Origin of the sequence: Pedobacter sp. UC225_65, assembly GCF_042698365.1 — a bacterium.
Taxonomy (GTDB): domain Bacteria; phylum Bacteroidota; class Bacteroidia; order Sphingobacteriales; family Sphingobacteriaceae; genus Pedobacter.
Window position 1 is genome coordinate 1,527,087 of sequence record NZ_CP170550.1, and the last position, 15,295, is coordinate 1,542,381.

Genomic DNA, 15,295 nt, shown 5'->3' on the forward strand with positions numbered 1-15,295 from the left:
TACTTAATTTGCAATTTAAACTAAACACACAAAACTCGAAACTAAAAATATGGCAATAGAAACTTCTTCTAACCTAGGCCAAGACCAGGTCTTAGACCTACACCTAGAAAATAGTGGTGTAGCAACCGACAAACTTATCAATCATCCTGTAGGGCTATTTGTATTGTTCTTCACAGAAATGTGGGAAAGGTTTAGCTATTATGGAATGAGGGCCTTATTGGTGCTCTTTTTAGTGAGTGAAGCTAGTAAAGGTGGTTGGGCATGGACAAGACCAGAAGCTTTAAGCTTATATGCATGGTATACTGGTTTAGTTTATCTAACGCCAATTATCGGTGGTTTAATTGCTGATAAGTTAACTGGATACCGAAAAGCGGTTATTTTGGGCGCATTGATCATGACACTTGGCCATGCAGCGATGGCAATGGAAGGACTAAATGCAAATTTCTTTTATCTAGGCCTTGTTTTGATGATGGCTGGAAATGGTTTATTCAAACCAAATATCTCTTCAATGGTTGGACAATTATACCCAGCTATTAGTGATAAAAAAGATGCCGCTTATACAATCTTCTATATGGGTATCAACTCTGGTGCATTTTTGGGTATTTTGATGTGTGGTTATGTTGGAGAAAAAATTGGCTGGCATTGGGGCTTTGGTCTGGCTGGTATCTTTATGTTCTTTGGCATGTTACAGTTCTATTTTGGACAAAAAATATTTGGTGTAATTGGATCGGCACTAAACACCGTAACTAAAAAAGTTGAAAACAAAGTAGAGGAATTGCCTAAAAAGGTGGTTAACGAACGTTTATTGGTGATTTTTGTATTATCAATCTTTACCATTTTCTTTTGGATGGTTTTTGAACAAGCTGGTGGATCGATGACCATCTTTGCGAAAGATTATACGTTAAGAAATTTAGAAGGTAGCACTGGTACCATTTTTAGATGGGCAGATGCAGCTTTAACTATTTTCCCGCTCTTGGCAGTTTCTGTAGTACTTTTTGGACTAGCCCAAAAAATCTTCAAAAAATATCCTGCAACCATTATTTTTACAACTTTAAGCTTTATTATTATTTGGGGTTTGGCCATTTGGAAAGTGCAAAAAGAATTCACTGCAGTTAGTACTGAAGTTCCTGCCTCTTGGTTTGGTATTTTAAACTCCTTCTTCATCGTTTCTTTGGCTCCGTTTTTCTCTAAACTGTGGGAAACTAAATTTAACCCAAGTGGACCAGTTAAATTTGGCTTAGGATTGATTTTTGTCGGTTTAGGTTTTGCAGGCCTGGCATATGGCGGACGTGATATTGCTGCAGGTGCATCAGTGGCACAAGTGAGTATGTTTTGGTTAATTTTCGCTTATTTCTTCCATACTGTTGGCGAACTTTGTGTTTCTCCTGTAGGTTTATCATACGTGAGTAAATTGGCACCAGCTAAATTGGTTGGACTAATGTTTGGCGTTTGGTTTACGTGTACAGCTATTGGAAATTGGTTGGCTGGAAAAACTGGTGGTTTAATCGACAAAATAAGCACTGAATATTCTATCTCTACTTTCTTTTTAATATTCACCATTATTCCAGTTGTAGCAGGATTACTTTTATTCTTACTCAACCCATTATTACGTAAATGGATGAACGGAGTTCATTAATAAAAATTTAACATCATTTAACCAAAAGCCCGCAAAGAAATTTCGGGCTTTTGGTTTTTAATACCTAATTTTGTTTATCCGTATCCAATGGACACAAGCCATGGTGATGGTCCATTAACATAACAAACCTGTGTCAGATAGCTTAGTCATTATCCCTACTTATAACGAGAAAGAGAACATTGAGAAGATCATACGTAAAGTTTTCTCTTTAAATTATACTTTCGACCTACTGATCATAGATGATGGTTCTCCTGACGGCACAGCGGACATCGTTAAAGCACTGCAATTAGAATTCCCTAAACAATTACACTTAGAAGAACGCAAGGGCAAGCTGGGCCTCGGAACAGCCTATATCCATGGTTTTAAATGGGCCTTATCCAGAAACTATGAATACATTTTTGAGATGGATGCCGATTTTTCACATAATCCAGAAGACCTGTTGAAATTACGCGATGCCTGTGTAAATGGAGCAGATGTGGCCATTGGCTCTAGGTATGTTAAAGGGGTGAATGTAGTAAATTGGCCTATGGGCAGGGTATTGATGTCTTATTTCGCCTCTATGTATGTGCGCCTGATCACCAGAATCGACATCCAAGATGCAACTGCAGGTTTTAAATGTTACCGCAGACTGGTGCTGGAAACCATTCCAATGCATAAGATCAAATTTGTAGGTTATGCCTTTCAGATCGAAATGAAATTTACGGCCATTAAATATGGTTTTAACGTAGTTGAAGTGCCTATCATTTTTACAGACCGCACAGAAGGAACTTCTAAAATGAGTACCCGTATTTTTAGGGAAGCATTTTTAGGGGTGATCCAAATGAAGATCAATAGTTGGTTCCGTACTTATAGTCGTTAGTTTTTAGTGCCGAGTCGACAGTAGTAAGTCTAGAGTCAACTCTTATCAATTTTGCCTCCTCAAGAGACTCAAGACAATATACTCCAAACCCCTACTCAAGACTAAAGACTAAAGACTATCGACTCAAGACTATGTATTCCCGATTTAAAGACTAAGCCCTAGCTGCTCTAACCATTTGCCCGAAGTCATATTTTTTAGCCATGGCATTGACGATCATCACCAGTCTTTTGGTTCTTGTTACTTCTGTTTTAGCGGTGTTTAGCCAATTGATGAAATAGTTTTGGTGCGATTTTGGCATCGACAGGAATTGTTTCAGCAATACCTCTTCGTCTGCCAGGCAGATTTCTAGATCATCAGGCATTTCGATCTTAAAATCGGCATCAAAGCTCAGGTTCAACTCAACCTTTGCGCCCGCCTCTTTCCTGAGTTTTTTGCGCAGTTCTTTATTGAGTGCCATGATAAAATCTCCCTGCCCCATTGGCATTAAACCTATACCACTGATTTCTACCTGATCTATGGTTCCCTTAACCCGTATACTTCTTCTCTCGCCGGGTTTGATCTGATCGGCAATGGCATTCGGAATAAAAATATAAGTCCAACCCGTTTTTTCGCCGTTGGTTTCAAATCTTTCTATTTCAGCTTTAAGGTGAATCATATTTTAAAGATAATAGAAGAAAGATAAAGGAACAAAGATAAAGGATAAAAACCTCCTTGGTTGGTGTCCACACGAACCCAAGCATTGCTAACCTCGTTTTTCAGAAATTTTATAGCCAATTCAATTGTTTATGAGCTACCCTATCTGTTTCCTATTCCAACCTTTAAAACTTCTCCTCAATCCCCAAACCAAACAGCGCAAAATCGTACTTTACAGGGTCGTTAGGATCAAAAGCTTTCAATTTATCGGTGAGTTCTACCGCGGTTAGCCAATCTGTTTGTTTACGATTGATCATTTTTAATTTTCTGGCCACACGATCCACGTGTACATCGCAAGGGCAAACCAATGCCGACATCGGGATGGTATTCCAAACTCCAAAATCTACTCCGCAATCATCTTTCCTTACCATCCATCTCAAAAACATATTCAGTCGTTTACAAGTCGATTTTTGTAAAGGGGAAGAAATATGTTTAATGGTTCGTCTGGGAAAATCGGGAAGTCCAAAAAAATAGGACCTAAAATGGTTCAAGGCTTTTTCTGCCGTAAAACCCTCCACCTTAACCTCGCCCAACATACAAGCAGAAGAAGAAAGTTCTATATCGGGTTCATCAAACTCAGGCAAGTAAGCCGCATTGAAAGTTTGTGGAGGTAAAAAAGCCGTTTCTAAACTATTTGACCTCGAATAATGGTAGTTGAAAAAAGAGACAAAGTACAATAGATCGGTATCGTTAAATGTACGGTGTTTAAAACCTAGCAAGCCCTTCAGGTCATTATCACTATGGTTAAGCATAAACTGATAAGGTTGGTTATTCATCCTTAAAAACAACTCATTACATTTATTGATAATGGTTTTACGTTGCCCCCAAGCTAAAATTGCTGCAAAAAATGCAGCAATTTCGATGTCTTGTTTCAATGTATATTGGTGCGGGATACAGATGGGATCATTGGTTATAAAACCGGGTTGGTTATATTGCGCCACTTTAGCGTCCAAAAAATCCTTTAAATCTGTAAAATGCATATTTTATTGGTTAATTGTACAAATTGGTTAATCGTTTGCCATACGCTCAAGCTGTTTAAATTTTTATTTATCAGTCTAAGCTTGTCGAAGACTTTGTTAAGTTAATGTTTCGACAGGCTCAACATGACATTGATGTGGTGAAATCTAAACAACCGATCAATTAACCGATTTAAACAGTTACACGATTAATCTGCTAGCGCTTGTTCCAGATCGGCCAATAGATCGTCGATATCTTCAACACCTACACTTAAACGCAATAGGTTATCGGTTACACCAACTTTTTCTCGCTCGGCTTTCGGAATCGAACCATGTGTCATTGTAGTTGGATGGTTAACCAAAGACTCCACTCCTCCTAATGATTCGGCCAAAGAGAAAACCTTAAATCGAGAGGCAACTCTAAAAGTTTCTTGTAGATCCGCATCTTTTAAGGTAATGGAAACCATGCCTCCAAAGCCACGCATCTGTTTTTTAGCAATATCATGGTTAGGATGGTCTTCAAATCCTGGCCAGTAGATCTTATCGATTTTTGGATGTTTCTTTAAATAATGAGCCACTTTTTCACCGTTTTCGCAATGTGCTTTCATTCTCAAGTGCAAGGTTTTGATCCTCTTAACACCAAGAACGAATCTTGCGGACCAGGTGTAGCCCCACAAGCATTATATACAAAGAACAGGTCTTTGTATAAAGCTTCGCTGTTGGTTAACAAAGCACCCATTACCACATCAGAGTGACCTCCTATGTATTTGGTTACCGAATGCATTACGATGTCTGCGCCTAGATCAATCGGGTTTTGCAGATATGGAGAAGCAAATGTATTGTCGACAGTTAAAAGAATCTTCTTTTCTTTGGTGATTTTGGCCACCCCTTCAATATCGATGATACGCATGGTTGGGTTGGTAGGTGTTTCTATCCAAACCAATTTGGTATTTTCATTGATGTAGGGAATGATATTTTCTGGGCTCGACAGAATCCAAAAAGTGGAATTTGACCCATATTTTTCATATACTTTTGTAAAGATACGGTAAGAACCACCGTAAAGGTCATTTCCTGTGATGACTTCATCGCCAGGCTTCAACAACCTCAAAACTGCATCGGTTGCCCCCATTCCGCTACTAAAAGCAAGACCATACTTACAATTCTCTAAAGCTGCCAAACAATCTTCCAAGGCCTTACGTGTAGGGTTTGTGCCTCTTGAATATTCATAACCTTTATGTTCTCCTGGCGATTTTTGCCAGTAGGTTGAGGTTTGATAGAATCGGTGTCATTACGGCACCAGTTGTTGGATCTGGCTCTTGACCAGCATGAATCGCTTTTGTTGCAAATTTCATATGATATGGGTATTGAGATGTGAATATGTGAAGCTAATGTTAAACTTTCAACTTCATTTATTTTCTAATTCTGCTTTAAATTGATAGCCCAAACGTTTGCCTGTTGGGTACCCACTTGCCGCTACTATGGATTGTTTTTGGTGTAAGGTTACGTCTTTGATCTGCGCAAATGGTGGCAATACCAAATCGGTATCCAAGCACAAAAGAATCGACTTCTTTAAAATATTGGTCAGGTTTTCTTCGTTGATGATATTTGCGCCAAAATCTTCATACAAAAATCCCAGTGCGCCATCACCTTCAACCATAAAGTGGTTTTCTTTGTTCACTAAAATGCGGGCAATCAACGAACCCTCGTCGGCCAAACGATTGTACTTTATAGAATCTGCCAAAAAGTTATGTACATAAATCACGCCACAATAGCTCAAGGTAGGTATCAGCTTTTACATAACTAGTCTGAAAGATAGAATGCCCTTCATCAAAATTAAAGATATTGCTATGCATGGAAATCATCAGCATATCGCCAGAGAATTTCAATTGTGCTTCAAATTGATTGTTCTCTTGATAGTTGACTTCTACCGAAGGGTCTTTTTGCGTATAATCTGCATGCAGTTTTCCCGCTATTTTAGAAAGAATGGTTTTGGTTAAACCAAAAACTTCGGCCGTACTGCGGTAAATTGCCTGTTTTAAAGAGGCCTTACTTTCTAATTTGCTCAGTATTTCTTTATAGTTATCTTCTTGCATATTTTTTTGATATGAGACCTGGGATATGAGATTTGAGAACTTGCTATGAGCCTATGTAAAGTCTCAAATCTCACATCTCTATACACAGATTTTAGTAAGCTCTGGCAAAAAGCACCCTTTGTGTAGATGGTTTGCCTGTAACCATACAAACACCATCTTCTTGTTTATTGTTTAAAGGAATACATCTGATGGTTGCCTTGGTCTCCTCTTTGATCAGTTTTTCCGTTTCAGCGGTTCCATCCCAATGGGCAGAAATAAAGCCTGTTTTACCATCTAACAATGCTTTAAATTCTTCGTAAGAATTAGCCTCGGTAATGTGCTCTTCTCTAAATTGATAAGCCTTATTGTAAATGTTCTCTTGGATTTCGTTCAACAAGTTTGCAATGTAGATATCCAGACCTTCTTGTGGTACGGTAGATTTCTCTTTGGTGTCTCTCCTTGCCAACTCAACAGTTCCATTTTCCATATCCCTGCCACCAATGGCTAAACGGATTGGCACTCCTTTGAGTTCGTACTCAGCAAACTTAAATCCAGGACGTTGACTGTCTCTATCATCATATTTTACTGAAATGCCTAAGCCTTTCAATTTCGGTGTCAATTCTGCTACAAAAGTTGAGATTTTAGCCAAGTCTTCCTCACCTTTATAAATCGGTACAATCACTACTTGGATTGGCGCTAATTTTGGAGGTAAAACCAAACCGGCATCATCGCTATGCGACATGATCAAGGCACCCATTAAACGGGTTGATACGCCCCAAGAAGTTGCCCAAACATGTTCTTGTTTACCTTCTTTACTGGTAAATTTCACATCAAAGGCCTTGGCAAAATTCTGTCCCAAAAAGTGCGAAGTACCCGCTTGTAACGCTTTACCATCCTGCATCAATGCTTCAATACAATAGGTATCTAAAGCACCAGCAAAACGTTCTGTAGGTGTTTTCTTTCCTTTAACCACTGGAACTGCCATCCAATTTTCGGCAAAATCTGCATAAACGTCTAACATTCTTTCGGTCTCTTCGATCGCTTCTTGAGAAGTAGCATGGGCTGTATGCCCCTCTTGCCATAAAAACTCTGTGGTACGTAAAAACAACCTCGTTCTCATTTCCCAACGCACTACGTTTGCCCATTGGTTGATCAATAAAGGCAGATCACGATAAGATTCTATCCAACCCCTATAGGTATTCCAAATGATGGTTTCTGAAGTAGGACGAACAATCAATTCTTCTTCTAATTTGGCAGTTTCGTCTACCACGATGTTGCCATTCCCGTCATTTTTTAGACGATAATGGGTTACCACAGCACATTCTGTCGCAAAACCTTCTACGTGTGCCGCTTCTTTAGAAAAATATGACTTGGGGATGAACAAAGGAAAATAAGCATTGCTGTGACCTGTATCTTTGAATTTTTGGTCTAAAACCGCTTGGATTTTCTCCCAAATGGAGTAACCATATGGCTTAATTACCATACAGCCCTTCACAGACGAATGCTCTGCAAGGTCGGCTTTTATAACAATATCGTTATACCACTGCGAATAATCCTCATTTTTGCTTGTAATACCTTTGCTCATAACTGTTTGGAACGTTTTTTGTGTTAAATTTGTTGTAATATCGTTTACAAAGCTATAAATTTATAGCTACAATTTAATTGCACACACAAACAAAACACACATATCATGAAACCTAATCAATTATTCACCAGTTTGCTAGCGGTAACAGCTTTGTTTGTTGCCTCTTGCTCCGCCCCTAGGATGGCGCAGAACAACGCTATTCAGGACGATGTGTATAACTCTACTGCCCAAGCTAAGGAATATATAGCGCAGGCACCACAACAACAATATGCACAAACGGATTCTGTTGGCGACAGCTATTATGGCAAAAGCGATCCTTATTACGATATGGATTACTCTTCTCGTATAGACAGATTTTATTATGCAAGTCCATGGAGATCGTACTTCAATAATTATTACGACTACTATGGTTACAACAACTTTTACAGTCCCTATAGTTTTGGCTTTGGCATAGGCTTGGGCAGTTATTTTGGTAGTTATTACAACAATTGGTCTAACCCATATTTTAACTGGGGTTTTTATGGTGCACCTTACTATAGCAATTTCTGGGGACCATATTCTTACAACTATCCTTACTATGGTGGCGGCTACTACGGTGGTGGTTATTATGGTGGTGGATATTATGGCGGCGGTTATGTAGTTAGAAATCGCAACAACAACCCTAGACCAGTTAGAGGTAGCGAAAACGGGGTTGGTAGAGCTAACGGATCTTATATTGGTGGTACACCTTCAAGAGCTAACAATGGTGCCAATGGCAATGCGAATACAGGTACCAGAAGCAGGGCAGAAATGTATAACCCAACCAACGGAACAGGCAATACAACCAGACCAACCAGCGATGCTAGACCAAGTCGTGGTACAGAAACCCAATCTAGACCAAGTCGTGGCAATGATTCTCCTCCACCTTCTAGACCAGTCTACACTCCTCCTCCAGTGCAAAACACTCCACCTCCATCAAGTAGCGGTGGCGGTAGCAGAGGTGAAAGCGGCGGCGGTGGCGGCGGTAGACCAACAAGAGGCGGTAGATAATCTAAATTAGCAAAAACACATGAAAAGAATTTTAACCATATTAGTGGTAGCTATGGTAGCTACCACCAGTAATACTTACGCTCAATATGCGAGCGATGCCTTGAGGTTTTCTCAGACAAATTACGGAAGTTCAGCTCGATTTAAAGGACTTGGCAATGCCCAAATAGGCGTTGGTGGTGACATGAGTTCGTTAGGCGGTAACCCTGCTGGTTTGGGTCTGTTTACTAAATCTGAATTTAGTTTAACTCCTGAATTTAACCAAACAGGAGCTAATTCGCTTTACCTTGGACAAAACACAAATTCAACTAAAAATCAACTGAATCTTAATCAGCTTGGCATTGTTTTTTATGCCCCTACCTACAAGCAAAAAGGTCAGGATGTTAAAAGAGGTCTAATTAGCACTGTATTTGGATTAGGTTATAACAGAAACAACGATTTTAGTTCAGAAATAACTTATGGTGGCCTCAACAATTCAACATCGATAGCGGATTACTTTGCTCAGATTGCAGGTAACCAGGTTCCAAATACCTTGGTAGAAGGCAGCCTAGAACGCATGGCTTACGATAATTACCTGATCAGTTATGATGGAGCTACCGGAACATATTTCCCTGAAACTTTTGCGCAAGCAAGTCAAGGTAATATCCAACGTAAAAACGAGGTTAGAACTGGCTCTACATCAGAATTCAATTTTTCTGGGGCTGCAAATATTTCAAACCAGGTATACATTGGTGCCAGCATCAATTTGGTCGACATCAGATACAATAGCGATGCTATTTATGAAGAAAGTGGAAAAGCTAGAGAGTTTGATGCAAATGGCAACCTAACGGGCAACAATACCAATTATAAGTTGGCTTTCACTCAAAATCAACAGACTAAGGATCTGGAGTAAATGGAAGATTAGGTGTAATCTTTAGACCGGTGGGTAATTTTAGATTGGGCTTGACTTTACAAACACCAACTTGGTTTGTAATTGACGACACTTATACAGAGGGTTTAGATAATAGAGGCACGGCTAGAGGCAGATCTGATAGCAAAACTTATGATTTTACCTATAATTTACGTACTCCACTAAAAGGTTCATTGGGCGCAAGTTATATCATTGCCGGACAAGCATTGATTTCTGCTGATGTAGATTTTGTGGATTATAGCAGCATCAGGTTCTCAGCTAATGAAGGTTTTAACGGTGTGAATGATATGACTACCATCAATAACAACAATAGAAACGTTAAGGATAATTATAAAAGTGCGGTCAACTATAGGGTTGGTGCCGAGTATAAAATCAATACGGTGAGCTTAAGAGCAGGTTATGGAGTAAATGGCAGCCCTTATAAAACTGGTGATGCAGATCTTTTGGATACAAAAATGTATAGTGGAGGTATTGGCTATCGCGTAAGCAACTACTATTTAGATTTGGCTTACCAAAGAGTTGAAGTAAACAACACTTCTACCCCTTATACTTTGGCAGATAAATCAGAGCCTATTGCTGATACTAAACTTACCAAAAACAATGTATTCTTAACTTTTGGAATAAGATTTTAAGAAAAATAATCAAACAAAAAAGGCCAGATAGATATCTGGCCTTTTTTTGTTACTAAATTCCGTGTAATGCCCCACCCTTTTCCCAAAAACGATCAATCTTGCGTTCTACTATTTCGTCTTTGATCAACTCAGGTGCATGATGTGGTTTTTTACGTGCATCAATGATCAGTGGACCTTTACAGCCCCAATGTTTGTTTACCATAAAATCTCCTACCCCATTGATGTCTGCTGCTGGATTACTTCTGGTAAAGGTTACCCAAACCAAGTTGTTGATATTTGCGGCTGTAAATACAGCATCATCGCAAACCACCATCAAAGGCAGGGTGGCTAAATCCCAATCTTTCAATTGGTGCTTTAAGTTTTCTATTTCTTGTGCTGCTTTTGTGGCATCTATATAAGGATTAGCTTGAATGGCCAACACACCAGGAATAGCGATTTTTATTTGGCTAAACTCAGTTGAAAGTTTGAAACCATCAGGCAGATTCTGCATCAATGTTCTTCTTTTTTCACCAGCTGCTGCAAAAACCACTTTCGAACCTGTATTTAAACCATCGCCCGAATAATCTAAAGTATCAATGGTGGTATTGGTATAAAAATGTAGGTCGCTGCTCAGGTCTATCCTTTCCAATATGTGCTGAAAAAATGGAGCTATGTTATTCGTGCTTAAGTTTTCATCATCTTCTCTTGCCGCAATAAATAGGTATTTGGCCAAACTCAACTGGTTTTTACCCAAAATGTGGTTGGCGATCGTTAAAATTTCTTGCGGTTTACGCTCTTTTAAATAAGGGGTATATCTTTCGCTTCCAATGGCAAACAATAAAGGATGCACACCTGCTGCGTCAACTGCATTTACCTCTTTTAAACCTGAAATTTCTTGAGGGATTGCAGCACCAGTAATCTCGTGAATAAGTGCTCCAAAGCTGGTATCTTCCTGTGGTGGTCGACCCACTACCGTAAACGACCAAATGGCATCTTTTTTATGATATACATTGTGTACTTTCATTAAAGGAAAGGGATGGGTTAAACTGTAATAGCCTAAGTGATCCCAAACGGACCTTCTGGTTTATTGTCTTGCGGATAAACGGTCCCAGTGATTACAAAATCAGCATCTGCTGAAATCGTAAATCCTTCTTCGTCATAAAAATATCGAAACCTTCGATTACCCAGAGCACCGGCAAAGGTAAGCTCAGACAGTCCCTCTGGCAGGGGCATTACTGCAGCTAAAGGATGAGATGGTGGTCCACCAACAAAAATACTTACTTTTAAAGGCTGGCCCTTAGCATTGGCTTTGGTTTGGTGTACGCCTATCCCCCTGTGGATCTGGTAATGCAGGCCAATTTCTTTATCGTTGACATATTCATTACCAGCCAACTGTATCCGATACATGCCCAAATTACCATTCATCACTCCCGGACGATCAATATCTTCAGTAAAAACCTGTGGCATGGTAATAAACGGACCTCCATCCATTGGCCAATTAACAATTTGAGGCAAACTACTGATTGTTGTTTTTTCGAATGTGCTTTTGAACAACGATTGCTTTAAAGGCAAAGCTGATAGTGCAGTTAAAGCTGTACCCGCATATTTAATTGGATTTTTTAGGGCTTTAATTGGGTCTGAACGCAATGCGACTAATTGTTCTACCTTGGCCAAACTATCACGGAACATAAATTTAGATCTTTCTAATGTTCCGAAGAGGTTCGATACTGCTTGAAACTTGCTTCCCTTAACGTTTTCGAACAACAATGCCGGGCCTTGGTTTTCATAGACACGCAAATGGATAGCTGCCATTTCTAGATATGGATCTACTTCTTCTTTAATACGAACTAAATGACCATGTTTTTCAAGGTCGGCCACACATGCTGCCAAGTTTTTATATCCCATTGGCACAAAAGTAAGAAATAGAGTTAACAGTTCTCGGTTAGAAGTTTTCAGTCAGGGCTGTTTATGGAAAAATCACAATTATTTATAGAATTGTGATGCTGAGCCTGTCGAATCATTTTTTATGCGGGTCTTCGACAAGCTCAGACTGACATTTATAATAGGTTGGTCTCAGTTTGTAATTCCAATCATTTGGAGAATTGTCATGCTGAGCCTGTCGAAGCATTTTTTATATAGGTCTTCGATAAACTCAGACTGACATTTACAATAGGTTGGTCCGGATTACAAATCTCGACTAACATGAACTCATTAAACAAAAAAATCCCCACCTTTTGAGTGAGGGTCTTCCGTTAAACAAATATTCTATTTTTTACCTGCGAATGAGCGCAACATCCAGGTGGTTTTTTCTTTGAACTGCATAAAGCGATTAACCATATCGTTAGAGCCATCATCACCAGCTTCATCAGTAGCGTCCAATAATTCGCGCTCCATTTCAATCAATTTCGCCATATCATCTAACACTGCATCAACCATGGTCAGATCACTCATTCCAATTGTATCAATTTCTTTGATTTTAGATTCTTTGATGTAATCTGCAAATCGGCTATGTGGTGGTTTACCCAATGTCAACACACGCTCTGCAATTTCATCAATGGTCAGTTGGGCATTGGTATATAATTCTTCAAACTTGATGTGTAATGTAAAAAAGTTCTGCCCTTTAATGTTCCAATGGCAACCTCTTAATTTTTGATAGTGGATATGATAATTTGCCAGGTAGTCGTTCAACATGTCAACAATTGGCTTTACTTTTTTTTCACTTAGACTGATTTCTTTTGCGTCCATGATAATTAATTTTGATGGTTTTTTAAATTCTATGTAAAGAACAAACGATGTTCCAAATGGTTTTTCTAAAATAGAACTTTAGAACAATACATATGTCATAATATCGTTTTACATACATATTTTCCGTAAAATATATTATTCGTATAATTGTGTTTCCAAATATCTCAAGAATTTAATGCATAAAATATATATCATCCTTCTGGCAAGCTTGTTCATCAATATCTCAACCTATGCCAACAGCACCATAGATTCTATAGGTGTAGAAAACAACAAGGGAAAAAAGGTTATCATTTATCAGGTTGAAGCTAAGGAAACCTATTACTCCATCGCTAAAAAGTACAACGTTAACTATAAAGACGTGATGGAATTTAACGACAGCAAGTTTTTACAGATTGGTGTAACCTTAAAAATACCGACCAATATTCCTTTTACTACTGCTGTTGCTACACCAAGTAAAGCAATTGCAGGTAATATCGTTGAGCATACCGTTATTGCCAAAGATAACCTGAACATGTTGGCAGAAAAGTATGGTACTACTGTAAACGACATCAAGAAAGCGAACAATCTATCATCTATCAATTTGCGGATTGGTCAAGTTTTAAAAATCCCTTCTTCAGGGCAAGTGGCCGAAACACCAACGGAGACTGCACCAAGTGCCGTATATAAAGCAACTACAGCCTCTACAAGCGACAATACAAGTACCATTGAGCATACCATCAAAGCCAAAGAGAACCTTAACCTTTTGGCCCAAAAGTACAATACCACAATAGACGAAATCAAACGGTTAAATGGACTTTCTTCCAATAATCTACAGATTGGTCAGGTTTTAATGATTCCTTCTGCAAATGGAGAAGCGGCTGAGGTACCAGCAGAAAAACCGGTAGAACAACCTGCTCCAAAAATCAGCAAAAAAATAGCTGCAGAAAAACCAGCAGCCAGTGTTACTACTCCTGAACCTACAAATAATGAGGGCAGCATTGAACACGTCGTAGTAGCGAGCGAAACCATCTATTCTATTGCTAAAAAATACAATTCGACCACCTATCAGATCAAGACCGCAAATAACCTAACCAGTAACGACCTAACGGTTGGGCAGAAATTAATCATCAAAAACGCCAAACCAAGTACTACAGCTGCAACAGAAGAAGAAGACACTGAAGAGGGCACCTCTACAATGAAAAACCCTGCCTTAAAACTTCCTGCAAGCAGATATGGTTTAAGCCAGATCGAAGAAAAAGGAACTGCAGTTTGGATTGCTGATCAAGACCTGGATCCAACAAAAATGCTGGTCTTACACCGTACTGTTCCAGTTGGAACCATTATCAAAATTACCAACCCTATGACCAATAGATCAACTTTTGCAAAGGTTGTTGGTAAATTTACAGAGAATGAAACCACAAAAGATGTTATCATTGTAATTACAAAAGCAGTAGCAGATGCTGTTGGTGCTTTAGATAAACGATTTTTTTGTAATATAAGTTACGGCGCTCTAGAGAATGAACAATAAAAGTCCATTAATTATTGGTATTGCTGGTGGAAGTGGTTCTGGCAAAACTTTTTTTTTGAATAGTTTTTTACACCATTTTAAAAACGATGAGGTAACTCTTTTATCTCAAGATGACTATTATATCCCCGCTGGGGAAATGACACAGGAAGAAAACAAATTATATAATTTCGACCTTCCATCAACCATAGATGACGAACAGTTTTTGATTGATATCAAAAAGCTCATCAAGGGTGATGTAGTTTATAAAAAAGAATACAATTTCAATAATCCTTTAGCAGTTGTAAAGATTTTAGAGATCAATCCTGCACCAATTATCATTGTGGAAGGACTTTTTATCTTACACTTTAAGGAAATCGCAGAATTGTTAAATCTTCGTCTTTTTATTGAAGCAGATGAAGATGTAGCGCTGCAACGTCGGATCAAACGTGATGGAATGGAGCGTGGTTATCCTGAAGACGATGTTTTATACAAATGGACCAACCATGTAGTACCAGCCTATAAAGAGTTCTTATTACCTTATAGAGAAAGTTGCGATAAGATCGTGGTGAACAATAACGATACTCCTGATGATATCATCAGGATTACAGAGGAAATTACTGAAGAATTAAAAGCCAAATTCTGCAAATAGTATTAAGTCTTTGCATTGCATATAAAAAAAGGTCAGAAAACATTTTCCGACCTTTTTCATTCAATGC

13 protein-coding genes and 2 pseudogenes are annotated in these 15,295 nt (G+C 38.8%); 7 read left to right on the plus strand and 8 right to left on the minus strand.

The genetic code is table 11. From position 1 onward, the window contains the following. Positions 1-49: 49 nt before the first annotated feature. The gene (locus ACFJIZ_RS08065) at positions 50-1,636 is read left to right on the plus strand and encodes a peptide MFS transporter (protein WP_379092047.1); all 1,587 of its coding nucleotides are present in this window, start codon (positions 50-52) and stop codon (positions 1,634-1,636) included. A gap of 130 nt (positions 1,637-1,766) precedes the next feature. After that, positions 1,767-2,495 carry a polyprenol monophosphomannose synthase gene (locus tag ACFJIZ_RS08070; RefSeq protein WP_379092050.1) on the plus strand — a complete coding sequence of 243 codons (729 nt, stop codon included), beginning with the start codon at positions 1,767-1,769 and terminating at the stop codon, positions 2,493-2,495. Between the two features lie 151 nt (positions 2,496-2,646). Here ACFJIZ_RS08070 and ACFJIZ_RS08075 read toward each other — a convergent pair whose 3' ends face one another. The 6 genes and pseudogenes from ACFJIZ_RS08075 to proS all read right to left on the minus strand — a co-directional run bounded on the left by ACFJIZ_RS08075 (position 2,647) and on the right by proS (position 7,801). Beyond that, positions 2,647-3,150, minus strand: a complete 504-nt coding sequence (locus ACFJIZ_RS08075) for a YdeI/OmpD-associated family protein (protein WP_379092053.1) — start codon at positions 3,148-3,150, stop codon at positions 2,647-2,649. 163 nt (positions 3,151-3,313) lie between these two features. Further along, positions 3,314-4,168, minus strand: a complete 855-nt coding sequence (locus ACFJIZ_RS08080; protein WP_379092056.1) for a TIGR02757 family protein — start codon at positions 4,166-4,168, stop codon at positions 3,314-3,316. A 185-nt stretch (positions 4,169-4,353) separates the two neighbouring features. Continuing rightward, a pseudogene (locus ACFJIZ_RS08085) lies at positions 4,354-5,496 on the minus strand (cystathionine gamma-synthase). A gap of 53 nt (positions 5,497-5,549) precedes the next feature. Further along, a complete protein-coding gene (locus ACFJIZ_RS08090) occupies positions 5,550-5,885 on the minus strand; it encodes a hypothetical protein (protein WP_379092059.1) in 336 nt (111 codons plus the stop codon). A 4-nt stretch (positions 5,886-5,889) separates the two neighbouring features. Next, positions 5,890-6,237, minus strand: a complete 348-nt coding sequence (locus tag ACFJIZ_RS08095) for a hypothetical protein (protein ID WP_379092061.1) — start codon at positions 6,235-6,237, stop codon at positions 5,890-5,892. 91 nt (positions 6,238-6,328) lie between these two features. Then, the gene (gene proS / locus ACFJIZ_RS08100) at positions 6,329-7,801 is read right to left on the minus strand and encodes a proline--tRNA ligase (protein ID WP_379092064.1); all 1,473 of its coding nucleotides are present in this window, start codon (positions 7,799-7,801) and stop codon (positions 6,329-6,331) included. Positions 7,802-7,906: 105 nt separating this feature from the next. Between proS and ACFJIZ_RS08105 the strand changes: the two genes are divergently transcribed. The 3 genes from ACFJIZ_RS08105 to ACFJIZ_RS08115 are packed head-to-tail and all read left to right on the plus strand — an operon-like array spanning position 7,907 to position 10,369. Further along, a complete protein-coding gene (locus ACFJIZ_RS08105; RefSeq protein WP_379092067.1) occupies positions 7,907-8,830 on the plus strand; it encodes a hypothetical protein in 924 nt (307 codons plus the stop codon). A 19-nt stretch (positions 8,831-8,849) separates the two neighbouring features. Further along, positions 8,850-9,719 (plus strand): hypothetical protein, encoded by an 870-nt coding sequence (locus ACFJIZ_RS08110; protein ID WP_379092070.1) that lies wholly within the window; start codon positions 8,850-8,852, stop codon positions 9,717-9,719. 29 nt (positions 9,720-9,748) lie between these two features. Next, positions 9,749-10,369, plus strand: a complete 621-nt coding sequence (locus tag ACFJIZ_RS08115) for an OmpP1/FadL family transporter (RefSeq protein ID WP_379092073.1) — start codon at positions 9,749-9,751, stop codon at positions 10,367-10,369. Positions 10,370-10,421: 52 nt separating this feature from the next. On the opposite strand, the pseudogene ACFJIZ_RS08120 reads toward ACFJIZ_RS08115, so the two are convergent. Then, a pseudogene (locus ACFJIZ_RS08120) lies at positions 10,422-12,253 on the minus strand (UbiD family decarboxylase). A gap of 360 nt (positions 12,254-12,613) precedes the next feature. Next, positions 12,614-13,093, minus strand: coding sequence for a Dps family protein (locus tag ACFJIZ_RS08125; RefSeq protein ID WP_379092076.1), 480 nt, complete (start codon positions 13,091-13,093; stop codon positions 12,614-12,616). Positions 13,094-13,268: 175 nt separating this feature from the next. Here ACFJIZ_RS08125 and ACFJIZ_RS08130 point away from each other — a divergent pair, with 175 nt between their 5' ends. Together ACFJIZ_RS08130 and ACFJIZ_RS08135 are read left to right on the plus strand one after the other, a co-directional pair. Next, complete coding sequence (locus ACFJIZ_RS08130; protein WP_379092079.1) at positions 13,269-14,600, plus strand: LysM peptidoglycan-binding domain-containing protein; 1,332 nt, start codon at positions 13,269-13,271, stop codon at positions 14,598-14,600. Further along, positions 14,590-15,228, plus strand: coding sequence for a uridine kinase (locus tag ACFJIZ_RS08135; protein WP_379092082.1), 639 nt, complete (start codon positions 14,590-14,592; stop codon positions 15,226-15,228). Before ACFJIZ_RS08130 ends, ACFJIZ_RS08135 begins: the two co-directional genes overlap by 11 nt. The last annotated feature ends 67 nt before the right edge of the window (positions 15,229-15,295 follow it).

Coding starts and splice junctions, on each gene's coding strand:
- ACFJIZ_RS08065 (WP_379092047.1), top strand. CDS start 50: ATGGCAATAGAAACTTCTTCTAACCTAGGCCAAGACCAGGTCTTAGAC.
- ACFJIZ_RS08075 (WP_379092053.1), bottom strand. CDS start 3,150: ATGATTCACCTTAAAGCTGAAATAGAAAGATTTGAAACCAACGGCGAA.
- ACFJIZ_RS08080 (WP_379092056.1), bottom strand. CDS start 4,168: ATGCATTTTACAGATTTAAAGGATTTTTTGGACGCTAAAGTGGCGCAA.
- ACFJIZ_RS08095 (WP_379092061.1), bottom strand. CDS start 6,237: ATGCAAGAAGATAACTATAAAGAAATACTGAGCAAATTAGAAAGTAAG.
- proS (WP_379092064.1), bottom strand. CDS start 7,801: ATGAGCAAAGGTATTACAAGCAAAAATGAGGATTATTCGCAGTGGTAT.
- ACFJIZ_RS08105 (WP_379092067.1), top strand. CDS start 7,907: ATGAAACCTAATCAATTATTCACCAGTTTGCTAGCGGTAACAGCTTTG.
- ACFJIZ_RS08110 (WP_379092070.1), top strand. CDS start 8,850: ATGAAAAGAATTTTAACCATATTAGTGGTAGCTATGGTAGCTACCACC.
- ACFJIZ_RS08125 (WP_379092076.1), bottom strand. CDS start 13,093: ATGGACGCAAAAGAAATCAGTCTAAGTGAAAAAAAAGTAAAGCCAATT.
- ACFJIZ_RS08130 (WP_379092079.1), top strand. CDS start 13,269: ATGCATAAAATATATATCATCCTTCTGGCAAGCTTGTTCATCAATATC.
- ACFJIZ_RS08135 (WP_379092082.1), top strand. CDS start 14,590: ATGAACAATAAAAGTCCATTAATTATTGGTATTGCTGGTGGAAGTGGT.